Consider the following 22,057-nt stretch of genomic DNA (forward strand, 5'->3'; position numbering starts at 1 on the left):
GTCGCCGCCTCAATACGCCCCGACGGGGTGGAGCACGACGTGCATCGTGCGCCAGAGCAGCATGAGGTCGCCGACGAGCGACCAGTTCTCGATGTAGTGCAGGTCGAGCCGAACGCTCTCCTCCCAATCGAGGTCGGATCGCCCGCTCACCTGCCACGGGCCGGTGAGGCCCGGCTTCAGGTAGAGACGCCGGCGCACGTGGGCTTCGTAGCCCGCGACCTCGCTCGCGAGCGGCGGCCTCGGGCCGACGAGGCTCATGTCGCCGACGAGGACGTTCCAGAGCTGCGGCAGCTCGTCGAGCGAGTACTTGCGCAGCACGTGGCCGACGCGCGTGATGCGCGGATCGTCGTGCAACTTGAACAGCACGCCGCTGCCCTCGTTCCGTTCGAGCAGCGCCGCGAGTTCTTGCTCGGCGGTCGCGTTCATCGAACGGAACTTCAGGAGCGTGAAGACACGCCCGTTGCGGCCGATCCGCTCCTGTCGGAAGATCGCACCACCGGGGCTGTCGAGCCGGACGGTGAGGGCGATCGCGAGGAGCAGCGGCGCAAGCGCGACCAGGCCGATGGCGGCGCCCGCGATGTCGAGCCCGCGCTTGGCGACGTGCTTGCCGCCTTCGAAGCGCGGGATGTCGACGTGCATGAGTGGGAGGTCGTCGATGATCTGGAAGTGGATGCGGGGGCCCGCGACCTCGGTCAGGCGGGTTGCGAGCACGAGCTCCATCGACGTGCCCTCGAGCTGCCAGCCGAGCCGCTTCACGAAGGCGCAGTCTCCGGATGTCCCGCCGGCCACGATCACTGCCCGGGCGCCGATCCGGTCGGCTTCGGCGACGACTCCCGCCGGAGGCCCGAGGATCGGGAACGAACGCTGGCCGGCACGAAGGAACGTGCCCTGGTCCGGCGCCTCGATCGCGACCCCGGCCACGGCGTACACGACCGGACCCCGGTTCATCCGCGTGATGACCTCCGCCACGTCGTCGGCGTCGCCGACGACGACGGCGCTCGGCAGCGCCCTGCCCTCCTGACGCTCGTGGTTCAGCCATCGGCGCCAGCCCCATCGTTCGAGCAGCAGGAGCGGCACGCCGAGGGTCCAGGCCACGAGGAGGTAGGGTCTGGGCGCCGTGACCTCGAGGCTCAGGACGGCGATGGCCATGATGCCGATCGCGATCGTGCTCGCGCTGAGCATGCGCTTGTACTCGCCGGCGCCGACCGCGAAGAGGCGCTCGTCGCGAGTGCGGAAGACCGCGAGCGAGGAGAGCCACACCGCGGCCGCGAGCGCCGCCGGTGCCGTCATCGTGGCGGCCACCGACGGTTCGGCGGTGAGGAGGAGCGCCGCCTGGAACGCGCCGATCGCGGTCGCCACGACCACCAGCACGTCGCAGACGATGAGTCGGGCGCGATAACGCGACGCCCACGCGCGGTTCGAGACGACCGCGGATCCGTCATCCGGCGTGACCAGCCTCAGGTGGGTCCGTGCGCGGCGAGGCGGCAGAGCCGGGGGGCCGAACTCCACCGCCTCAGTCACGGTGCTCACCGCCGCAGGAAGCGGACGTCGTCGGTATCGGGCAAATGGACGCACGCGCGGGTACGCGTGCGCCGGGCGTCGCTGAAGCGACGCGCGCTGGGGGCGCGGTCATGGGGGAGCCTCGGGTGCGCAGCCCTCACGGGCAGGATGGAACGGTCGGGGACCGGCCGTGTACAGCCCAGTCGCGACGCTCGGGTGCGTCGCTTCGTGCAGCCCAGTCGCGACGCTCGGGTGCGTCGCGTCGCGAATTCTCGCGCGTTCGTGTCGTGCATTGGATTCTCGCAGGCCACGGAGCCCAGTTCCGAGACCGACGAGAGAGTCCACTGCGAAGGTACCGCCGCAGCGGCCGGTGAGCTAGAGCCCCATTCGGGGGGAGTTGAGAATCGCTCACAACGGACGCCGAGGTGGAGAGGCCGTGACGCCGCCGCGCGAGGGTCACGCCGGAACGAGCACGCCGACCGTCTCGACGGCGTCCGTGCCATCAGGCGAGCGCGAACAGCACGAAGCCGATGAGCGGCAGCGTGCCCTGGATGAGGGCCGGCCTCAGGTAGCCGCGCCCGGTCGTGGTGAGCACGAGCGCCGCGAGCACCATGCATGCCGTCGTGAAGAGCACGAGCGTCTTGCCCGCGTCGGTCTCGCCGGCCCAGTAGAGCACCAGCCCGACGGCCGCGCCGAGGCCGAGGAACAGGTTGTAGAAGCCCTGGTTGTACGCCATCGGCTTCGTCGTGTCGGCTGCGGCCTGGTCGGCGACGCCGAAGCGCTTCCACGTCGCGGGGCGGGTCCACCACACGCTCTCCATGAGGAAGATGTAGCCGTGCAGCAGTGCGGCAAGGGCGACGACGATGCTTCCGATGACTGCCATGCCGCGATCGTACGGCCTCATCCGGATACACGGCAGCCGGCTGGTGGGCGACCGGGCCGCGAGGGCGCCCCGTCAGGGCCCGTTCGGCGCGTCCCGCTCGACCGTGACGGGCTCGCCGAGAAATCGCTCGACGTCGGCGACGGATGCCGCGAGCGCACGATCCTCGCTCGGCGTGAACGGTCGCCACGGCACGATGCGCACCACGGCTCGCCGGCCTTGCGTGATCGGCGCCCAACGACCCGCCATCACCCCGTCGACCATCAGCGCGTGGAGCGCGGTCTCGGCGTGCACCGTGTCGAGAGCGGCCGGGAGCAGGTACGCGCGGGGCGCGGCGTACCCCATGATGTACTCGTCGTACGCCTGCAGCAGGTCGACGACCTCCGAGCCGCCGGCACTCGAGTCGCCCGCGAGAGGCTCACCCCGCCCGGCGTCCGCCGCCAGCGCCGCGTCGAGCCAGTGCACGACTCCGTCGACCTCGATCGGCTCGATGCGACCGTCGCTCGCCGCTGCGGCATCCGCGAACGCCTGCCGGGTGTCGCCGAGGGTGAAGCTCGACCACGCCGAGAAGTCGCGGTCGGTCACGGGGCTCCGGGAGGCGATGAACCGCGCCGCGAGATCGGCGAGTGCCTCGTCGCGCGGCTTCGGCGCCGACGGCGGAACGCGCTCGTCGAACGCCGCGTACGTGCGCTGCTTGCCGGAGTTGGCGCCGCTGATCGCGACCCGCTCGAGCTCGGCGAGCATCATGAGGTACGTGAACGCGAGCCCGGCCGAGGGCATCCCGCCGGCGTCGAGGTCCGCGACGAGCTCGGCTCGTGTGCGATGCCCGCCCGCGAGCGCGGCGGCGACGAGATCGAGGCCCTTCGCGGCATCCGGCCCCTCGATGCCGGTGCGCCGGTAGTACGTCCCGTTCGCGCGGTGCACCCGCTCCGCGGAGAGTTCGAGCACCCACCGGGCGTCGGCGGGGTGCAGGAAATGCCACGTCGGGCGCAGCACGTGCGTGCGGAGGATCTCGCCGGCGTCGAGCGAGGCGGCGATGGATGCCGCATCCGGCCGTGACCCGCGCGGCACCCGCGCGGCGAGCCCCCACTGCGCGGGCAGGAACTCCTGTGCCTGGACCGCCACGAATCGGCGCACGACCTCGGGGGCGGACTCGTCGAACGGCGCACGGAGTCCCTGCACCCGCAGGCGCAGCTGCCGCAGCTCCGCGAGCTCCACCGTTACGACACGTCCCGCCGCCAGGTGGTCGCTCCGCCGATGACGGTCGCGACGACCGCGATGCCGAGCAGCACGAGGCCGCCCTGCCACCACTCGAGCGTCACCGCGCCTCCGGTTGCGGCGATGTTGTAGAACGACGCCCCGACGAGTGCGTCACTCGCCGCCCCTGGGAGGAACTTGCCGATGTTCGCCGTGATGTCACTCAACGAAGACGCGACGCGCAGGATCGGCTCGACGAACTGCGTGAACGCGATGACGATGACGATCGCAGCGACCTGGTTGGTCACGAGCGTGCCGAGCCCCACGCCGATCGCGCCCCAGAGCGCCATGGCGAGGATGCCGCGGCCGACGAGCGCCCAGATGTCGCTCGAGTCGAGGCCCGTGTCGAGCCCGAAGCCCGCGAGCGCCGCGGCGCCCGCGCCGACGGACACCGCGAAGGCGATGACGCCGAGCCCGGCTCCGACGACGAGCTGCGACAGGAACTTCGCCGAGAGCACGGAGGTGCGGTGCGGCTCGGCGAGGAAGGTGGGCGTGAGCGTCTTGTGCCGGAACTCGCCGGTGACCGCGAGGGCGCCGAGGAGCACCGGGAACACGTACCCGATCGATGAGGCGAAGCTGTAGATCAGGGGGGCGAGGTCGAGGCCGGGGGGCAGGGAGGTGTTTCCGCCGGCGGATGCCGCTGCATCCGGATTCGCGCTCGCCCAGCCGAAGAACGCGCCCAGCCCGCCCGCCATGAGTGCGACGTACGCAGCGAGCAGGATGGCGATGAGCCACCACATGCGGGTCGTGAAGACCTTCTGGAACTCGGCACCGATCGCGCGGACGAACGCCATCACTCCTCACCCCCGTTGACGAGCGAGAGGAACGACTCTTCAAGGCCGGATTTCAGCCGATGCAGGGCGCTCAACTCGACCGCGCCGAGGAAGGCGGCGTGCCCGACGCGTGCGGGGTCGGGCTCGGCGACGATGAAGCCGTTGCGGCCCTCGGTGTACTCGAGGCCCGCCTCGTCGAGGGCGGCCGAGAGCGACTCGCGATCTGGCGAGTCGACGATCGTGCGGGGCGCCGAGTCGAGTTCGAGGCTCGCGAGGGTGCCGCTCTTCACGAGTCGCCCCTTCGAGATGATGATGACCTCGTCGACGCTCTGCTGCACCTCGCTGAGCAGGTGCGAGCTCACGAGCACCGTGCGTCCTTCACGGGCGAGGCTCTGCAGGAAGCCGCGGATCCACTTGATCCCTTCGGGATCGAGGCCGTTGATCGGCTCGTCGAGCACGAACACGCCCGGATCGCCGAGCAGCGTGTACGCGAGCGCGAGCCGCTGCCGCATGCCGAGCGAGTAGCCGCCGACGCGGCGGTCGGCGAACTCGGCGATGCCCACCTGGTCGAGCACGATCGGCACCCGCGCCTTCGACAGGCCGGCCGCCGTCGCGTAGACCTTCAGGTGGTCGCGCGCCGTGCGGCCCGGGTGGAAGTTCGCGTCGAGCGCCGCGCCGACGGTCTCGATCGGTCGTTCGAGCGAGGCGTAGAGCGTGCCGCCGAACGTCGCGGTGCCGGCGCTCGCGTGCACGAGTCCGAGCAGCACGCGCAGCGTCGTGGTCTTGCCGGCGCCGTTCGGTCCGAGGAATCCGGTGACCCGTCCGGGCTGCACCGTGAAGCTGAGGTCTTCCACGGCGGTGACCGGTCCGAAGTGCTTGCTCAGGCCCGTGATCTCGATGGGAATGCCGCTCGGCATGCCTGCTCCTCCCGTCGGGGGCGAACTCGGCCGCACTCGGCCGCACCCCCGCACGGCCCGGCGACCGGAGCCGCCACGCTCACCATAGCGAGGGTGAGCGCCGCGGGGCATCCTTCGCGCGGGGGATTCGCGCAATGCCGCCCGCGCGATCAGTTGAGCGGTCGGATGCCGCGAGGCAGTCTTCCACCGGCGTAGAGCTCGGCCGCGACATCCTGCAGGGCGCCGAGCGCCACCCGCTGGGTGGCCGGGCCGTATGAGACGCGGGCGACACCGAGCTCCTGCAGGCGTGACGGCAGGGGGATGTCGCCGATGCCGATCACGCTGACGCGCCGTTCGCCGATGCCGGCGACGAGCTCGTCGATCTCGTCGTCGCCGAAGCTGCCGGGCACGAAGACGCAGGTCGCGCCGGCGTCGAGGAAGGCACGGCCGCGCTCGATGGCGTCGGCGATCCAGACCTCGCGGGGGCGCTCGTTGCCGCGCAGCCACGCGTCGGTGCGGGCGTTCAGCGCGAACGGGACGCCCTCGGCGTCGGCCGCGGCGACGGCGGCGGCGACCGCGGCGACGGAGTCGGCGAGCGGCTTCAGCTGGTCTTCGAGGTTGGCTCCGGCGATGCCCTCGCCGATCGCCCGGCGGATCGTCTCGCCCGGGTCGCCGTAGCCGGCCTCGAGGTCGGCGCTCACCGGCACCTCGACGGATCGTGCGATGCGCCCGCACATGTCGAGCATCAGCTCGACGGGGATCTGCTCGCCGTCGGCGTAGCCGAAGGTGGCGGCGATCGAGTGACTCGCCGTCGCGATGGCGCGGGTCTCGGGGAGCGCGGCGATCGCCTTGGCGCTCGCGACGTCCCACACGTTCACCACCTGGAGCAGCTCGGGCGCGGTGTGCAGGCGGCGGAGTTCGGCGGCAGTCTCAGCGAGGGTCATCCGTTCAGCCTAGGAGGAGCCGACGACGTCGACGCATGCCCCGGCGCTCGAGGTCGGGATCCCGCGGCCTCAGGCGCCCAGCGCCTCCGCGAGCCCGTCGAGCAGGCGCTCGACGTCGTCGGCGTTCGTGTACGGCGCGAGGCCGACGCGCAGGCCGCCGGCATCGCCGAGGCCGAGGTGGCGCGACGCCTCGAGGGCGTAGAAGTTGCCGCTCGGCGCGAGCACCTTGCGTGCGGCGAGGTGCTTCGTGAGGTCGGATGCCTCGTGGCCGGCGAACGTCGCGAGGAGCGTGGGGGTGCGCCGCGCCGCGCGCGACCACACGGTCGCGCCCGGAAGCTCGGCGAGCGGCGACTCGATGCGTGCGCGTAGCTCCTCCTCGTGCACGTGCAACGCGCCGTACGACGTCGCGAGCTTCGCGCGGCGCGAGCTGGCGGCATCCGTCGCCCCGGTTGCGAGCCCCGCGAGCACGTCGACGGCCGCGGTGACGCCCGCGAGCACCTCGTAGGGCAGCGTGCCGAACTCGAACCGCTCGGGCACGGCGTTCGTGGCGGGCAGGAGCTTGTCGGGCGCGATCGTCTCGAGCAGCTCGGGCATCGCGGCGAGCACCCCGCAGTGCGGACCGAGGAACTTGTAGGGCGAGCACGTGAAGAAGTCGGCGCCGAGCGTGGCGACGTCGGGCAGCTCGTGCGCGGTGAAGTGCACGCCGTCGACGTACACGAGGGCGCCGGCGTCGTGTGCCGCTGCGGCGATCGCGGCAACGTCGGGCATCGTGCCGATGAGGTTCGACGCCGCCGTCACGGCGACGAGGCGCGTGCGCTCAGAGAGGACGGCGGTCACGGCATCCGTCGTCAGCTCGCCCGTGGCCGGGTCGAAGTCGGCCCAGCGAACCGTCGCGCCCGCGCGCTCCGCCGCCTGCACCCACGGCCGCACGTTCGCGTCGTGGTCGAGCCGGGTGACGACCACCTCGTCACCCGGGCCCCAGTTCTTCGAGAGGTGCCGTGAGAAGTCGTAGGTGAGCTGGGTGGCGCTGCGTCCGTGCACGATGCCGCGGGGGTGCCCGTTCACGAGGTCGGCCATCGCGAGCCGGAACCCGTGCACCGCCGCCTCGGCGCGCTCCTCGGACTCGCCGATCGTTCCGCGGTTCGAGAGCGGCCCGGTGAGCACGGATGCCACGGCCTCGCCCACCGCCCGCGGCGTCTGCGTGCCGCCAGGCCCGTCGAACTGCGCCCACCCGCTCTCGAGCGAGGGGAACTCCGACCGGATGCTGGCGACGTCGTAGGCCATGCAGCGAGACTAGCGAGTCCTGCTCCGCGTTGACGGGTCGCGTGAACCGTGACAGACTCTCGCCGGACGGGAAGGGAAAGCGCTATCCGTCTTCCAGCAGTTGAAACGTTCCACCATTTTGGTGAGATTCGTGTCAGTTCCACGTCGACGATGACAGGAGAAACGATTGTCACGACAGCAGGCCCGTTCGGGCCCACCATCCGAGGAAAGCGCCGCCGCGCGGGTGCCCCTGCTCCGGCGCCAAGCCCGGCGGGGTGTCATCGCCGTCGCGCTCACGGCCGCGATGATGGGCACTCCGATGGCCGCGGTCGGCGCCCACGCCGCCGAGCCGGAGCTGCTCTGGCGGTTCGACTTCGGCACCGCGAGCTCGCCGGTGGAGTCCGGATGGACGGGCATGACTCGCCAGGTGCTCTACACCCCTGAGCGCGGCTACGGGCTGAAGGATGCCACGGGCATGATCGATCGCGACCGCGGCAGCGCGGTCGACGCAGTGATGCGCGACTTCGTGCTGTATCAGGGCGGCACCTACGAGGTCCTGGTCGACGTCGAGCCGGGCTATTACACGGTCGGCGCCGTGATCGGCGACTGGATCGGCTCGGCGAACACGATCCTCACCCTCGAGGGCGCCGTGCAGGAGCGCGTGACCACCAGCCGCGAGGGCTTCGCCACGCCGTCGTATCCCGGCATCCGCGTGGTCGACGGCCAGCTCAATGTCGTGGTCGGCGGCAACACCGCCCACCTGAACGGGCTCACGGTCGCGAAGGAGGACCTCGTGGTCCCGCCCGCCGTGAGCGGGCTGGCCGTCGGGCAGGTCGCGCTCGATGCGGAGCCGCCGAGCGTCGAGCTCACCTGGAACCCGGCGGAGGGCGCGACCGCCTACCGGGTCTATCGGGCACTCGAGGGCGAGGCACCCGAGCTGCTCGCCGAGGTGACCGGAAGCTCGCACGTCGACGTCACGGCAGAGCTCACGAAACGCTACAGCTATCTGGTCACGTGGGTGAACGCCGACGGTCTCGAGTCCGTGCCGTCGCAGAGCGTCGACGTCACGATGGTCGACCCGACGATCCCGGTGCCCGCGCAACCCGAAGGGCTCGCGGTCGACCAGATCGAGAAGTCCCGGCTCGTCGTCACCTGGGACGCCGTGGAGGGGGCGAGGCAGTACCGCATCCACCGGGCGAACAGCGCAGAGGGCCCGTTCGAACTGGCGGGCACGACCGCCGGTCTCTCATTCGAGGACACCGACGTGCTCACCGCGGTGCCGTACTTCTACACGGTGACGGCGCTCAACGCCGGCGGCGTATCGGAGGCGTCGTCGGTGCTCGAGACCCCCGCGGTCGTCGTTCGCCAGGCCGAGTACCTCGACCGGGGCAGCGTGGCCGTGCGCACCGAAGCGGGTGTCTTCCTGAGCTGGCGACTGCTCGGCAGCGACCCGAGCGACATCGCCTTCCACGTCTTCCGTGACGGCGATCGCATCACGACGTCGCCGGTCACCGGCGCGACGAACTTCGTCGATGCCTCGGGCAGCGACACCTCGACCTACCGGATCTCCGCCCTCGACGTCGACCCGAACGGCGTCGAGACGTGGGCGGGCGCCGAGTTCGCGGTCTGGGGCCGGCAGTACACCTCGATCCCGCTCGACGTGCCCGAGCCCGACTACTCGTACATCAGCCCCAGCTCCGAGTACTCCTACTCGGCGAACGACGCCAGTGTCGGCGACCTCGACGGCGACGGCGAGTACGAGATCGTGCTGAAGTGGGACCCGAGCAACTCGAAGGACAACGCCTCGGGCGGCACCACGGGTCCGGTCATCATCGACGCCTACAAGCTCGACGGCACCCGACTCTGGCGGGTGAACCTCGGCGGCAACATCCGCGCCGGCGCCCACTACACGCAGTTCCTCGTCTACGACTTCGACGGCAACGGCCGTGCCGAACTGATGGCCAAGACCGCCGATGGCACGCGCGACGGGCTGGGCACCGTGATCGGCGATCCGGATGTCTCGTACCGCGAGGGCGGCCGCATCCTCAAGGGCCCCGAGTTCCTCACTGTCTTCGACGGCGTCACCGGCGCCGCGGTCGACACGGTCGACTACAGCCCCGAACGCGGAGACCCAGCGAGCTGGGGCGACTCACGCGGCAACCGGGTCGATCGGTTCCTCGCCGCCGTGGCCTACCTCGACGGCGAGAAGCCGAGCGCGGTGTTCGCCCGCGGCTACTACTCGAAGGCAGAGCTCACCGCCTACGACTTCGACGGCACCGACCTCACGCGGCGGTGGGAATTCTCTTCGGCCGACGACGGCAACTCGGCGTACGGCGGCCAGGGCAACCACAACCTCGCGGTGGCCGACGTCGACGCCGACGGCAAGGACGAGATCGTCTACGGCTCCGCGACGATCGACGACGACGGCACGGGCCTCTATTCGACTCGTCTTCGTCACGGCGACGCGCTGCACGTGAGCGACTTCGACCCGGCGAGGCCGGGATACGAGGTGTTCGCCGCCCATGAGGACATCGGCGAGAACGGCGGCATCGGGGCGACCTTCCGCGATGCCCGCACCGGGGAGGTCATCTGGAACATGAAGGCGAAGGTTGACGTGGGCCGGGGGGCCGCGGGCGACATCGACCCGCGGCATCCGGGAGCCGAAGGCTGGGCCGTGAACAAGACCGGCGAGTGGAACAGCCGTGAGGGCGAGCTTCGCTCGGCATCGGGCGAGCTCATCTCGAATGACATCCCGGCACCGAACTTCCTCACCTGGTGGGACGGCGACCTGCTCCGGGAGATCACCGACCACGACTTCGACGAGACGACGAAGCGCGGTGTCGGAACGATCTCGAAGTGGGACTGGGAGGCTCACGACGAGGTCGAGATCTTCCGCGCCGAGGGCACGCTGACGAACAACTCCACGAAAGGCAACGCCGTGGTGCAGGCCGACCTGCTGGGCGACTGGCGTGAGGAGCTCGTCTACCGCACCGAGGACTCGAGCGAGCTGCGCCTGTACACGACGGTCGACCCGACCGAGCACCGGATCCCCACGCTGATGCACGACCCCGTGTATCGACTGGGCGTCGCCTGGCAGAACATCGGCTACAACCAGCCGCCGCACACGAGCTTCTTCCTCGGTGACGGCATGGCGCCGGCGCCGCATCCCCGTGCGACCTTCATCGGGGCGCCGGATGGGCTCGGCGAACCCGTGCCGGGCGATGCAGCAGCGGCGCCGGCTCGCGGGAAGCTCTCCGACGACAATGGCTGGGACACCGGGCTCGATGACGGCGCCTATACCGTGTCGATGAACCTGTGGTGGGGCGACAATGCGACGGCCTACCGCCTGTTCGAGAACGGCGTGCTCATTCACGAGCAGCTGTTGTCCGACCGCACGCCGAACGCGCAGCGGGCCGACGTGTCGGTCACCCGGCGTGCCAACGGCGAGTACGTCTACACGTGCGAGCTCACCAATCAGCACGGCACCACGAGGTGCGGCGAGCACACGGTCAGCGTGACGGATGCGGGACCCGGCCGGCCCGCGCTGTCGTCCGACAATCCCGACGGCGACGGCACCTACTCCGTGACGATGAACCTCTGGTGGGGCACGAACGGGTCGACGTACCGGCTCTACGAGGACGGCGTGCTCATCGACACGCAGAGGCTCGTCGAAGCGACCCCGGGTGCGCAGTCGGCGACGACGAGCCTGACGGGCCGCGCTCCCGGCGTGCATGTCTACCGCGCCGAGCTCGAGAACGCCCTCGGCGTCACCGAATCGAGGCAACTCGAGGTGCGCGTGCGCTGAGCACGCCCCATGACGGATGGTCCGGATGTCGCATCCGGGCCATCCGCGCTCTCACCGCACGCCGTATCCCCGCCGCGCCGGGCAGGGCTAGCATGCAGACATGGGCGAGGTGGGCGCCGAGGCATCCCAGGCAGGTGAAGCACCCGAGGCGCCGCAGGCGCGGCGGTTCTCGGTCAACGCGCTCGTCGACGGCTTCTTCTTCGTGTTCGCCGGCCTGGCGTCAGTGTGGCTCGCGTGGCTCGTGCTCACAGAGTCGTTCTCGTTCGGCTGGTGGGGCATTGCGTTCTTCGTGCTGTTCTGGGTGGTGCTCGCCTATCTCGTGCTGCCGCGGTTGCACCGCATCCTCACCGCGATCTACGTGCCCGACTACTTCATCGGCCGCGCCCGCACGAGCGACGGACTGCTCGGTGATCCCGTGAACCTCGCGCTCGACGGCGACGAGGCGTCGCTGCACGCCGCCCTCCGCACGGCGGGCTGGACGCGGGCCGACGACGTCGGGGCGGTCTCGAGCTGGCGCATCATCGCCTCCACCGTCACGCGCCGCAGCTACGACGAGGCCCCGGTGAGTCCGCTGTTCCTGTTCGGGCGGCAGCAGGACTTCGCCTACCAGCAGGAGGTCGAGGGCAACCCCGCGCGCCGCCATCACGTGCGGTTCTGGCGCACGCCCGAAGGCTGGCTCCTGCCCGGTGGCCGTCGGGTCGACTGGCTCGCGGCGGGAACGTTCGATCGCGCCGTGGGGTTCTCGCTCTTCACGCTGCAGATCACCCACAAGATCGACGCCGACACCGACGTCGAGCGCGACCACATCGTGACGACGGTGCTCGCGGCGAATGCCACCGCGCGCGTCGACGTGCTCGCCGACTTCTCCACGGGCTATCACTCCCGAAACGGCGGCGGTGATTCGATCCGCACCGACGGTGACCTGCCGGTGCTCGACCTGCGCCGCGTGCCGGCCGGGACGATCACGGCGATGGATGCCCCGGCGCATCCGCTTCCCGCCGATGCCGAGGTGACATCGTGACGGTCGAGAAGCGTCCCGCGTTCGAGCCGCCGGCCGCGCTCATCCGACCAGAGCCGACACCGCCGACGATGCACCGACCGGCTGCGACCGCTTTCGGTGCGCTCCTCGTCGTGGCGCGCGTGCTCGCGGGCGTGGCCTGGCTGGTCTCGCTGTGGCTGTCATGGCCCCGGCTCGTCGCCGAGGAACTCGAGATCACGATCGACTCGGTGCCGGCCGAAGAGGCGTCGAACATCGTCCTCGCGGTGATCCTCGTCGGCGGTGCGGTCGTTCTCGGTGTCGAGCTCGTGCTGGCCCTGCTCGTCTACCGAGGCAGCAACTGGGCGCGCATCACGGTAATGGTGTTCGCGACACTCAGCGTCTCGTTGGCCGCGATCGACTACTCCACGGGCGAGACCGAGATCTCCCTGCGCACCACCCTCTTCACGCTCGCGCTCGACATCCTCGTGCTACTCGCCCTCTCGAGCCGCAACGCTCGGGCATACGCGAGGCGTCCTCGGGTTTCGCGCCACGCTCGGCCCGCGAGGAGCACCCTGAGCGCGTGACTCGTGCGACCGCGATCGTCATGTGGACGCTCCTCTTCTGGCTCATCACGATCGTCCTCGTGTTCGCGGGCATCCGGGTGGGAACCGATGGGCCGCTCATCGTGACCGGCATCCCAGCAGAGGGCGACACCTTCGAGCGTCGCTACGTCGAGAATGCGTGGCTCGCCTACCTGCACATCGTGCCGGGCGTGCTCTACGTCGTCGGCGCGCCGCTCCAGCTGTGGCGGCGCTTCCGTGAGCGTCACTTCACGTTCCATCGCCGGTTCGGTCGGGTACGCTCGCTTCGCTCGCTACTCGACCGCCGATGGCGCGTGCGCGGGACACGTCGCGTCGGTGCAGCGATCGCAGCGGACGAATTCGGCGTCGCACGAGGCATTCGCGCAATTGGCGGTTCGGTTCGTCGCAGTACCGCACGCGACGCACGCGCCGATGACGGCCGCGTGGTCGCTGAAGTCGACCGAGCCGCGCCGGTCGAAGACGTAGAGCGAGCCTTCCCAGAGTCCGTCGTCGCCGAAGCGCTCGCCGTAGCGGGCGATGCCGCCCTCGAGCTGGTAGACCTCGCGGAACCCGCGGCTCGTCATGAGGCTCGAGAGCACTTCGCAGCGGATGCCGCCTGTGCAGTAGGTCACGACCGGCTTGCCCTTGAGCTCGTCGTACCGGCCCGAGTCGAGCTCCGCCACGAAGTCGCGGGTCGTCTCGACGTCGGGCACGACCGCATCACGGAACCGGCCGATCGCCGCCTCGAGCGCGTTGCGCCCGTCGAAGAACACGACATCGTCGCCCCGCTCGGCGATGAGCTCGTGCAGCGCCTCCGGCGTGAGCTTCGTGCCACCGCCGACGACGCCGGCCACGTCGACCGCGAGCTCGCCCGGTGCGCCGAAGCTCACGATCTCGTCGCGCACCTTCACGCTGAGCTTCGGGAAGTCGAGGCTCGCGCCGGTCGCGTCGAGCCCGCCGCCGGTACTCCACTTGAAGTCGATGTGCTTGAACGCCGGGTAGTCGCGGGTCTTGCGGACGTACCGCTTCAGCGCGCCCATCTCGCCGCCCAGCGTGCCGTTCAGTCCGTCCTTCGAGATGAGGATGCGGCCGCGAAGGCCCAGCGACCCGGCGAGGTCGCGCTGCCACAGCCGCACGGCATCAGGGTCGGCGAGCGGGGTGAAGACGTAGTAGAGGAGGATCTTGGCGACGGCCACCCCGAGATTGTACGGGGCCCATCCTGCACGCGCCCGGAATAGGCTGGCCTCATGCTCGACTACGACCCCTACGAGGCGCTGCAGGCGCTGAAGCCGATGGGCTCGTTCACGCTCGAGAGCTCGGACTTCCGCGACGGTGAGCCGCTGCCGTTGCCGCTCCGCGCCTCGGGGGTAGGCGCGGGCGATCGCTCGCCGCAACTCTCGTGGTCGGGATTCCCGGCCGACACCCGCGGCTTCGCGGTGACGTGCTTCGACCCCGACGCCCCGACCGCCTCGGGCTGGTGGCACTGGGCGGTGGCGAACCTGCCTGCCACGGTGACGAGCCTCGAGGCCGACGCCGGCGAGCCGGGCGGCCTGAAGCTGCCGAGCGGCGCGCTCGTGCTCGCGAACGACGACGGCGAGCGCCGGTACGTGGGCTCTTCACCGCCGCCGGGCACCGGTGTGCACCGCTACTTCTTCGTCGTGCACGCGCTCGACGTGCCGCGCCTCGACCTCTCGGCGGATGCCACGCCCGCGACCCTCGGCACGAAGTGCTTCTTCCACGGCCTCGGCCGCGGCATCCTCATCGGCACGGCGACCGCCGACTGAACCCGCTGCACCGGTTGCGTGAGGCGCTTCGCGCGTCGAAAACCACACCTGGCACGCCGGTCGGGCCACCGGCGTTTGCTTCCGATTTTCGGCATGCCAGTTCCCCCTCATCGATGAGGGGGAACTGGCATACGCGATTCGGGAACACAGATCGCGGCGGCGCGATGCGGGCAGTGACGGTGGCGCGGCGGTGACGATAGGGCAGCGGTGGCGATGGCGAGAGGGCGGCGAACGCGGCGTACGTGTTCTACTCGGGTTCGGGGAATCCGGTCAGGTCTGCCGCGTCGGACGCGGTGCGGCCACGCTGGCCCTTACGACCGGCACGATGGCGATGCGGCGCACGAGAGGCGATGGCGGGATGGATCGGCGCGCGATGGAACACGGTGCCGTAACGGTGATCCCAGAGGCGGTAGAGCTCGCCGACCGCGTCGTCGAGGCGCTCGAGGAAGGTCTCGTCGAGACGGTACAGCCGCGACTGGGGGAGCGCCTCGTCGGGCTGCACGACCACCACGCCCTGGTCACGGAGAATGCGCAGGTGGTGGGACACCGCCGAACGGGAGATCGAGAACTCCGCCGCGATCACCTCGTTCAGCGTGCCGACCGCGTGATCGCCCACCGCGAGCACTTCGATGATGCGACGCCGCACGGGCTCGGCCGCGATCTCGAACGGATGCATCATCCCGGCAGGCTAGACGCCGCACGGCGAACGCCGTCGCGCCCATCCACAGCCGAGTACGCGCCGCTCAGTGCTTGTTACCGCTCAGCGCGAGCACGCCGCCGAGCCCGATCATCATGACGCCGCCAGTCGCGGCGAGACCCGACGCTCGCTTCGGCGAACGCGCGAACCAGTTGCGCGCGGCGCCCGCGGCGAGCGCCCAGATCGAATCGCAGACGAGCGCGAGCAGGATGAACAGCACCCCGAGCTCGAACAGCTGCAGCGGGATGGATCCGGCGGTGAAGTCCACGAACTGGGGGAGCACCGCGACGAAGAACGCGATCGTCTTCGGGTTCGTCACGCCGACGACGAAACCCTCGCCCAGCTGCCGCCAGTGCGAGCGCGGCGCCACCTCGCCATTGGCTGCAGCTGCGGCATCCGCTCGGTGCCTGATCGCCTGGATGCCGAGGTAGACGAGGTAGAGCGCGCCCGCGAACTTGATGATCGTGAAGAGGAGCACCGACTGCGCGACGAGCGCGCCCACGCCGAGGGCGACGGCCGTGACGAGCGGCACCATGCCCATGGCATTGCCGACCACGCTGAGGAGGCCGCCGAGGCGGCCGAGCGCGAGCGTGCGGCCGATCACGAAGAGCACGCTGGGGCCGGGCATGAGGATGAGCACGACCGAGGCCACCAGGAAGGCGGCGAGGTTCTCGAGAGGCACCATCCGAGAATGCTAGCCCGGGCCGTGCTGGGCGACTACTCCTCGTCGGGTGGTGCCGAGATGGCCGCGGCGAGGTGCAGGCGCGTGCCGAACGGGTCGGTGATGAGTGCCGTGCGCTCACCCCAGGGCTGGTCGACCGGACCCTCGATCACGTTCGCGCCGTGCCCGGTGAGGTGCGTCGTCACGCGATCGACGTCGTCGACGTAGAACCAGAGCATGACGTTGCCCGGCGGCAGTGGCGATTCGGTCAGGCCGATGCCCATCGACGTGGCGCCCGTCGAGAGCGAAACGTAGACCGGTTCGCCCTCGCCGTCGGGCGGGTACGAGTAGACGACCACCCCGCCGAGCGCGTCACGGTAGAACGCGAGGGCCCGCTGCATGTCGGCGACCTCGAGAATTGGGAACGTGGATTCGATCATGACCCCTCCTCGAAGGGGAGGCTACGCCGCCCGACGCGATGCCGCTACGGTGTCAGTCGTGAGCGAGCACATCTCCGCGAGCGTCGCCGACGGTGTCGGCCACGTGACGCTCGACCGCCCCCAGGCGCTCAACGCCCTGAGCTACGAGATGATCCGCGAGCTCACCGACGTGTTCGACGCGTGGCGCGACGACTCCGAGGTCGGGCTCGTCGTCATCGACGGCGCGGGCGAGCGCGGCTTCTGCGCCGGCGGCGACATCCGTGAGCTCTACGGGTATGCGACGAACGGCAACGCGCACGAGGCGCGCGCGTTCTTCCGGGCGGAGTACCGGCTCGACGCCGCCATCGCGCGCTACCCGAAGCCCGTCGTCGCGATCATGGACGGCATCACGATGGGCGGCGGCATCGGCCTCGCCGGGCACGCGTCGATCCGCATCGTCACCGAACGCTCACGCGTCGCGATGCCCGAGACGCGCATCGGGTTCACGCCCGACGTCGGCGGCTCCTGGCTGCTCGCGAAGGCGCCCGGCGAGCTCGGCGTGCACCTCGCCCTGAACTCGCGCACCATGGACGCCGCCGACGCCCTGCACGCCGGCTTCGCCGACGCCTTCGTTCCCTCCGAGAACCTCCCGCACCTGCTGCAGGCCCTCGCCGAGCGCGCCGACCCGGGCAGCCCCGCCGAGATCGTCATGCTGTTCGACGAGACCCCGGGTCCGTCGGCGCTCGCGCTCGCCCGCGACTGGGTCGACGCGTGCTACTCCGCGCCGACGGTCCACGGCATCATCGAGCGCCTGCGAGCCTTCGCCGACGGCCGAGCCGATGCCTCGGCCAGCGCGTTCCCGAAGCATCCACTCGACCCGGCGGCATCCGCCTACGCCGCCGCCGCTGCCGACGAGCTCGAGACCCTCTCGCCCACCGCGCTCACCGTGACGCTCGAGTCGGTGCGCCGCGCTCGCACGCTGCCCCGGCTCGAGGACGCCCTCGAGCAGGAGTTCCGTCTCGTGTCGTGGTTCATCGAGCAGCACGACCTGCGCGAGGGCATTCGCGCCCAGGTCATCGACAAGGACCGCTCACCGAGGTGGAACCCGTCGACGCTCGCGGGCGTCGACCCCGAGCTCGCGGCGCGGGTGATCGACGCGCAGGTGCACGACCCGGTCTGGCCCGCGGCCGGCGCTCCGGCGCATCCATCAGCCGACTTCGATAGCGTTGAGGCGTGAAGACCCACCACCTGCGCACCCACCGGAGTGACGAGAACCTGGCTCGAGAGGGTCAACTCGCCTGGCAGCTCGCGGCCGTCGCGACCGACCCCGTCGAGCTCGACGACGACGTCGTCGACATGGTCGTGAACCGCGTCATCGACAACGCCGCCGTCGCGGCGGCCTCGATCGCACGCAAGCCGGTGGTCTCGGCCCGCAGCCAGGCGCTGTCGCACCCCGTGTCGATCGGCGGCGACGGCGCGACCGTCTTCGGGGCGGATGCCGCCCGCCACACCTCGCCCGAATGGGCCGCCTGGGCCAACGGCGTCGCCGTGCGCGAGCTCGACTTCCACGACACCTTCCTCGCCGCGGAGTACTCGCATCCCGGCGACAACATCCCGCCGATCATCGCCGTGGCCCAGCACCTCGCCGCCACCCGTGGCCTCGGCGGCCGCGATGTCGTGCGGGGCATCGCGACCGGTTACGAGATCCAGATCGACCTCGTGAAGGCCATCTCGCTGCACGAGCACAAGATCGACCACGTGGCGCACCTCGGGCCGTCGGCCGCCGCGGGCATCGGCACCCTGCTCGGCCTCGACCAGGAGACGATCTTCCAGTCGATCGGGCAGGCGCTGCACACGACCACCGCGACCCGGCAGTCCCGCAAGGGCGAGATCTCATCGTGGAAGGCGCACGCCCCCGCCTTCGCCGGAAAGATGGCCGTCGAGGCGGTCGACCGTGCGATGCGCGGCGAGACGAGCCCCGTGCCCATCTACGAGGGCGAAGACGGCGTGATCGCCTGGCTCCTCGGCGGACCCGAGGCCTCCTACGAGGTGCCGATGCCCGAAGAGGGCGAGTCGAAGCGCGCCATCCTCGACTCGTACACGAAGGAGCACTCGGCCGAGTACCAGGCGCAGGCGTGGATCGACCTCGCCCGCAAGCTCCACGACGAGTACCCGCTGATCCTCGACGACCCCGACCGCATCGAGTCGATCACGCTGCACACCTCGCACCACACGCACTACGTCATCGGCTCGGGCGCGAACGACCCGCAGAAGTACGATCCCGATGCCTCGCGCGAGACGCTCGACCACTCGATCCCGTACATCTTCACCGTCGCACTCCAAGACGGGTCGTGGCACCACGCCGACTCGTACTCGCCCGAGCGCGCGCACCGCGACGACACCGTCGCGCTCTGGAAGAAGGTGTCCACCGTCGAAGACCCCGAGTGGACCCGCCGCTACCACTCGAACGACATCGCCGAGAAGGCGTTCGGCGGCCGCGTGGTCATCAAGCTCAGCGACGGCGGCGAGATCGTCGACGAGATCGCGGTGGCCGACGCGCACCCGCTCGGTGCCCGGCCGTTCGCGCGCGAGCAGTACGTGCAGAAGTTCCGCACCCTCTCCGAGTGGGTGCTCGAGGAGGCCGAGATCGAGCGCTTCCTCGACCTCGCGCAGCGCCTGCCCGAGCTCGGCCCCGACGAGCTCGGCGGCCTCACGTTCACCGCGGCGCCCGGGGCGCTCGTCGGCGTCGACATCCCCACCGGGCTCTTCTGAGACACCGGCCTCCTCTGAGAGAAGGCAGCACCATGCTCTATGCCCAGACCCCGCCTGCCGAGAAGCGCCGGCTCTTCCGCGAGCGGCTCGCGAGCGGCGAGATCCTGCGCTTCCCTGGCGCGTTCAACCCGCTGAGCGCACGCCTCATCGAGCAGAAGGGCTTCGACGGGGTCTACATCTCGGGCGCCGTGCTCTCGGCCGACCTGGGCCTGCCCGACATCGGCCTCACGACCCTCACCGAAGTGGCCGGTCGCGGCAAGCAGATCGCCCGGATGACCGAGCTGCCCGCCATCATCGACGCCGACACCGGGTTCGGCGAGCCCATGAACGTCGCTCGCACCGTGCAGGAGATGGAGGATGCCGGCCTCGCCGGCCTCCACATCGAAGACCAGGTGAACCCGAAGCGCTGCGGCCACCTCGACGGCAAGCAGGTCGTCGACGAATCCACCGCGCTGCAGCGCATCCGCGCCGCCGTCGATGCCCGCCGCGACCCGAACTTCCTGATCATGGCGCGCACCGACATCCGTGCCGTCGACGGCCTGCCCGCCGCGGTCGACCGCGCGAAGAAGCTCGTCGACGCGGGCGCCGACGCGATCTTCCCCGAGGCGATGGCCTCGCTCGAGGAGTTCGCCGCGATCCGTGCCGCCGTCGACGTGCCGTTGCTCGCCAACATGACCGAGTTCGGCAAGAGCGAGCTCTTCACGGTCGAACAGCTCGCGGAGGTCGGCATGAACCTCGTGATCTGGCCCGTGTCGCTGCTGCGGCTCGCCATGGGCTCGGCCGTGCGCGGACTCGACGAGCTCGAGGCATCCGGATCGCTCAACGGCATGCTCGGCATGATGCAGCACCGTGCCGACCTCTACGAGCTCATCGACTACGAGGGCTACAACCACTTCGACACCTCGATCTTCAACTTCCGCGTCGCCCGCTGACGCGGCGGCGCCCGCCCCCGTCGGCGACAAGCCGTCGCACGCAGGCTCTAGGCTGGGGGAGCGGTCGCGCCGCAGCGCCCGCACCGAGCCGCGAGGAGCACGATGAGCGATCAGCAGCAGGGGGCAGCCCCGGTCATCTACAAGGGTCTGGCAGGTGTGCCGGTCGACTACACGGCCATCTCGAAGGTCAACCCCGAGACCAATTCGCTGCTCTATCGCGGCTACCCGGTGCAGGAGCTTGCGGCATCCGTCACCTTCGAAGAGGTCGCCCACCTGCTCTGGTACGGCGAGCTGCCCGATGACTCGCAGCTGGCCGCGTTCGAAGAGCGCGAGCGCTCGCTGCGCGGCCTCGACCACGAGGTGAAGCACATCATCGACGAGCTTCCGCTCAGCGCCCATCCCATGGATGTCGTGCGCACCGCCGTGAGCGTCATCGGCGCGAGCGACCCGGCCACGCCCGACGACAGCCCCGAGGCGAACCTCGACAAGGCGATCCGGCTGTTCGCGAAGCTGCCGTCGATCGTCACCTACGACCAGCGCCGCCGCCACGAGCTCGAGTTCGTCGAGCCGCGCGACGACCTCGGCTACTCCGCGAACTTCCTCTGGCAGGCGTTCGGCGAGGCACCCGAACTCGAGGTCGTCACCGCGTTCGACGTGTCGATGATCCTGTACGCCGAGCACTCCTTCAATGCCTCGACCTTCACTGCGAGGGTCATCACGTCGACCCTGGCCGACCTGTACTCGGCGGTGGTCGGCGCCATCGGCGCGCTGAAGGGCCCGCTCCACGGCGGCGCGAACGAGGCCGTCATGCACGCCTTCGACGAGATCGGCACGGCCGATGCCGCAGCGGCGTGGCTCGATGCCGCGCTCGCCGAGAAGCGCAAGATCATGGGCTTCGGTCACCGCGTCTACAAGAACGGCGACTCGCGCGTTCCCACCATGCGCGACTCGCTCGAGCGCATGGTCGAGCACTACGACCGGCCCGACCTGCTCGAGCTCTACGTCGCCCTCGAGACCGCGATGGCCGAGCGCAAGGGCATCAAGCCGAACCTCGACTACCCCTCCGGTCCGGCCTATCACCTCATGGGCTTCGACACGCTCACGTTCACCCCGCTCTTCGCGGCGAGCCGGGTCACCGGGTGGACGGCGCACATCATGGAGCAGTCGGCCGCGAACGCGCTCATCCGCCCCCTCTCGGTGTACAACGGCCCCGAAGAGCGGCACGTCCCCGCGAAGGCCTGACCGGTGTCGCACGTCTTCCTCGAGATGACGATGACGCTCGACGGCTTCACGGCCGCCCCGGGCGTGAGCCTCGAGCATCCGCTCGGCATCGACGGGGAGCGCGTGCGCGACTGGGACCGCGGGGTGCAGGGCCCGACCGACGTCGATGGGCTCGGTACCGAGGGCGCAGCGGATGCCTCGCCTGACGAGATCGATCGCAACGTCGCCGCGCGCATGTTCGAGACCACGGGCGCATTCGTCATCGGCCGCCGCACCTTCGACGTCGGCGAGGCGCAATGGGACGACGAGCGCGTGTTCGAGCGGCGCCCCGTCTTCGTCGTCACGACGCGCGAGCGCGAGCCGTTCGAGCGCGGCGGCTCAACGTACGAGTTCGTCACCGGCGGCATCGCCGCGGCGGTCGCGCGTGCGAGCGAGGCGGCGCGTGCGGCATCCGTCTGCATCATGGGCGGGGCGGATGTCGCGCGGCAGGCCCTCGCGGCCGGCCTCGTGCACGAGGCGCGCCTGCATCTCGTGCCCGTGCTGCTCGGGGGCGGGTCGCGCCTGTTCCCCGACGCGGCGGCGCGACGCGTCGAGCTCGAGCCGCTCGGCGTCGAGCAGGGCGCTCGGGCGACCCACTTGCGATACCGGGTGCTGCGGGAGGATTGAGCATGGCGTCCTCTCAGCGGCATGCGC

20 protein-coding genes are annotated in these 22,057 nt (G+C 70.5%); 9 read left to right on the forward strand and 11 right to left on the reverse strand.

All coding sequences use genetic code 11. From position 1 onward, the window contains the following. Positions 1–9: 9 nt before the first annotated feature. The 7 genes from QFZ26_RS09295 to QFZ26_RS09325 all read right to left on the reverse strand — a co-directional run bounded on the left by QFZ26_RS09295 (position 10) and on the right by QFZ26_RS09325 (position 7,534). A complete protein-coding gene (locus QFZ26_RS09295) occupies positions 10–1,530 on the reverse strand; it encodes a sugar transferase (protein WP_307041410.1) in 1,521 nt (506 codons plus the stop codon). Positions 1,531–2,002: 472 nt separating this feature from the next. Next, the gene (locus QFZ26_RS09300) at positions 2,003–2,383 is read right to left on the reverse strand and encodes a DUF1304 domain-containing protein (protein ID WP_307041412.1); all 381 of its coding nucleotides are present in this window, start codon (positions 2,381–2,383) and stop codon (positions 2,003–2,005) included. Between the two features lie 72 nt (positions 2,384–2,455). Continuing rightward, positions 2,456–3,598, reverse strand: a complete 1,143-nt coding sequence (locus QFZ26_RS09305) for a winged helix DNA-binding domain-containing protein (RefSeq protein ID WP_307041414.1) — start codon at positions 3,596–3,598, stop codon at positions 2,456–2,458. Positions 3,599–3,600: 2 nt separating this feature from the next. After that, positions 3,601–4,431 carry an ABC transporter permease gene (locus QFZ26_RS09310; RefSeq protein WP_307041416.1) on the reverse strand — a complete coding sequence of 277 codons (831 nt, stop codon included), beginning with the start codon at positions 4,429–4,431 and terminating at the stop codon, positions 3,601–3,603. Next, entirely contained in the window at positions 4,431–5,327 is an 897-nt protein-coding gene (locus QFZ26_RS09315; protein WP_307041418.1) for an ABC transporter ATP-binding protein, read from the reverse strand. The genes QFZ26_RS09310 and QFZ26_RS09315 overlap by 1 nt, the downstream gene beginning before the upstream one ends. Positions 5,328–5,476: 149 nt before the next feature. Next, the gene (locus QFZ26_RS09320) at positions 5,477–6,250 is read right to left on the reverse strand and encodes an isocitrate lyase/PEP mutase family protein (RefSeq protein ID WP_307041420.1); all 774 of its coding nucleotides are present in this window, start codon (positions 6,248–6,250) and stop codon (positions 5,477–5,479) included. A 69-nt stretch (positions 6,251–6,319) separates the two neighbouring features. Beyond that, entirely contained in the window at positions 6,320–7,534 is a 1,215-nt protein-coding gene (locus tag QFZ26_RS09325) for a cysteine desulfurase-like protein (protein WP_307041422.1), read from the reverse strand. Positions 7,535–7,700: 166 nt separating this feature from the next. On the opposite strand from QFZ26_RS09325, the gene QFZ26_RS09330 reads away from it, so the two are divergent. The 3 genes from QFZ26_RS09330 to QFZ26_RS09340 all read left to right on the forward strand — a co-directional run bounded on the left by QFZ26_RS09330 (position 7,701) and on the right by QFZ26_RS09340 (position 12,881). Continuing rightward, positions 7,701–11,318, forward strand: coding sequence for a rhamnogalacturonan lyase family protein (locus tag QFZ26_RS09330; RefSeq protein WP_307041424.1), 3,618 nt, complete (start codon positions 7,701–7,703; stop codon positions 11,316–11,318). Between the two features lie 100 nt (positions 11,319–11,418). Continuing rightward, a complete protein-coding gene (locus QFZ26_RS09335) occupies positions 11,419–12,339 on the forward strand; it encodes an LssY C-terminal domain-containing protein (RefSeq protein WP_307041425.1) in 921 nt (306 codons plus the stop codon). Beyond that, a complete protein-coding gene (locus tag QFZ26_RS09340; RefSeq protein ID WP_307041427.1) occupies positions 12,336–12,881 on the forward strand; it encodes a hypothetical protein in 546 nt (181 codons plus the stop codon). The genes QFZ26_RS09335 and QFZ26_RS09340 overlap by 4 nt, the downstream gene beginning before the upstream one ends. A gap of 290 nt (positions 12,882–13,171) precedes the next feature. On the opposite strand, the gene trhO is transcribed toward QFZ26_RS09340, so the two are convergent. Then, positions 13,172–14,074 (reverse strand): oxygen-dependent tRNA uridine(34) hydroxylase TrhO, encoded by a 903-nt coding sequence (gene trhO, locus QFZ26_RS09345; RefSeq protein WP_307041429.1) that lies wholly within the window; start codon positions 14,072–14,074, stop codon positions 13,172–13,174. 51 nt (positions 14,075–14,125) lie between these two features. On the opposite strand from trhO, the gene QFZ26_RS09350 reads away from it, so the two are divergent. Beyond that, positions 14,126–14,662 (forward strand): YbhB/YbcL family Raf kinase inhibitor-like protein, encoded by a 537-nt coding sequence (locus QFZ26_RS09350; RefSeq protein WP_307041431.1) that lies wholly within the window; start codon positions 14,126–14,128, stop codon positions 14,660–14,662. Positions 14,663–14,909: 247 nt separating this feature from the next. Here QFZ26_RS09350 and QFZ26_RS09355 read toward each other — a convergent pair whose 3' ends face one another. The 3 genes from QFZ26_RS09355 to QFZ26_RS09365 all read right to left on the reverse strand — a co-directional run bounded on the left by QFZ26_RS09355 (position 14,910) and on the right by QFZ26_RS09365 (position 16,460). Then, positions 14,910–15,341 carry an ArsR/SmtB family transcription factor gene (locus tag QFZ26_RS09355; protein ID WP_307041433.1) on the reverse strand — a complete coding sequence of 144 codons (432 nt, stop codon included), beginning with the start codon at positions 15,339–15,341 and terminating at the stop codon, positions 14,910–14,912. A gap of 64 nt (positions 15,342–15,405) precedes the next feature. Continuing rightward, the gene (locus tag QFZ26_RS09360; protein WP_307041434.1) at positions 15,406–16,044 is read right to left on the reverse strand and encodes a LysE family translocator; all 639 of its coding nucleotides are present in this window, start codon (positions 16,042–16,044) and stop codon (positions 15,406–15,408) included. A 32-nt stretch (positions 16,045–16,076) separates the two neighbouring features. Next, complete coding sequence (locus QFZ26_RS09365; protein ID WP_307041436.1) at positions 16,077–16,460, reverse strand: VOC family protein; 384 nt, start codon at positions 16,458–16,460, stop codon at positions 16,077–16,079. A 58-nt stretch (positions 16,461–16,518) separates the two neighbouring features. Here QFZ26_RS09365 and QFZ26_RS09370 point away from each other — a divergent pair, with 58 nt between their 5' ends. The 5 genes from QFZ26_RS09370 (at position 16,519) to QFZ26_RS09390 (ending at position 22,030) form a co-directional block, all read left to right on the forward strand. After that, positions 16,519–17,676, forward strand: coding sequence for an enoyl-CoA hydratase/isomerase family protein (locus QFZ26_RS09370; RefSeq protein ID WP_307041438.1), 1,158 nt, complete (start codon positions 16,519–16,521; stop codon positions 17,674–17,676). Beyond that, entirely contained in the window at positions 17,673–19,211 is a 1,539-nt protein-coding gene (locus QFZ26_RS09375) for an MmgE/PrpD family protein (protein WP_307041441.1), read from the forward strand. The genes QFZ26_RS09370 and QFZ26_RS09375 overlap by 4 nt, the downstream gene beginning before the upstream one ends. Before the next feature lie 32 nt (positions 19,212–19,243). Further along, positions 19,244–20,143: a methylisocitrate lyase gene (prpB, locus tag QFZ26_RS09380; RefSeq protein WP_307041443.1), complete on the forward strand. Its 900-nt coding sequence runs from the start codon at positions 19,244–19,246 to the stop codon at positions 20,141–20,143. Positions 20,144–20,245: 102 nt separating this feature from the next. Beyond that, a complete protein-coding gene (locus QFZ26_RS09385) occupies positions 20,246–21,385 on the forward strand; it encodes a bifunctional 2-methylcitrate synthase/citrate synthase (protein WP_307041445.1) in 1,140 nt (379 codons plus the stop codon). Between the two features lie 3 nt (positions 21,386–21,388). Then, entirely contained in the window at positions 21,389–22,030 is a 642-nt protein-coding gene (locus QFZ26_RS09390) for a dihydrofolate reductase family protein (protein ID WP_307041447.1), read from the forward strand. Positions 22,031–22,057: the final 27 nt, after the last annotated feature.

Origin of the sequence: Agromyces ramosus, from assembly GCF_030817175.1 — a bacterium.
Lineage (GTDB): Bacteria > Actinomycetota > Actinomycetes > Actinomycetales > Microbacteriaceae > Agromyces > Agromyces ramosus_A.

Bases quoted from the DNA above. Each gene is read 5' to 3' on its own strand.
- QFZ26_RS09300 (WP_307041412.1), bottom strand. From the start codon at position 2,383: ATGGCAGTCATCGGAAGCATCGTCGTCGCCCTTGCCGCACTGCTGCAC.
- QFZ26_RS09310 (WP_307041416.1), bottom strand. From the start codon at position 4,431: ATGGCGTTCGTCCGCGCGATCGGTGCCGAGTTCCAGAAGGTCTTCACG.
- QFZ26_RS09315 (WP_307041418.1), bottom strand. From the start codon at position 5,327: ATGCCGAGCGGCATTCCCATCGAGATCACGGGCCTGAGCAAGCACTTC.
- QFZ26_RS09320 (WP_307041420.1), bottom strand. From the start codon at position 6,250: ATGACCCTCGCTGAGACTGCCGCCGAACTCCGCCGCCTGCACACCGCG.
- QFZ26_RS09325 (WP_307041422.1), bottom strand. From the start codon at position 7,534: ATGGCCTACGACGTCGCCAGCATCCGGTCGGAGTTCCCCTCGCTCGAG.
- QFZ26_RS09335 (WP_307041425.1), top strand. From the start codon at position 11,419: ATGGGCGAGGTGGGCGCCGAGGCATCCCAGGCAGGTGAAGCACCCGAG.
- QFZ26_RS09350 (WP_307041431.1), top strand. From the start codon at position 14,126: ATGCTCGACTACGACCCCTACGAGGCGCTGCAGGCGCTGAAGCCGATG.
- QFZ26_RS09355 (WP_307041433.1), bottom strand. From the start codon at position 15,341: ATGATGCATCCGTTCGAGATCGCGGCCGAGCCCGTGCGGCGTCGCATC.
- QFZ26_RS09360 (WP_307041434.1), bottom strand. From the start codon at position 16,044: ATGGTGCCTCTCGAGAACCTCGCCGCCTTCCTGGTGGCCTCGGTCGTG.
- QFZ26_RS09365 (WP_307041436.1), bottom strand. From the start codon at position 16,460: ATGATCGAATCCACGTTCCCAATTCTCGAGGTCGCCGACATGCAGCGG.
- prpB (WP_307041443.1), top strand. From the start codon at position 19,244: ATGCTCTATGCCCAGACCCCGCCTGCCGAGAAGCGCCGGCTCTTCCGC.
- QFZ26_RS09385 (WP_307041445.1), top strand. From the start codon at position 20,246: ATGAGCGATCAGCAGCAGGGGGCAGCCCCGGTCATCTACAAGGGTCTG.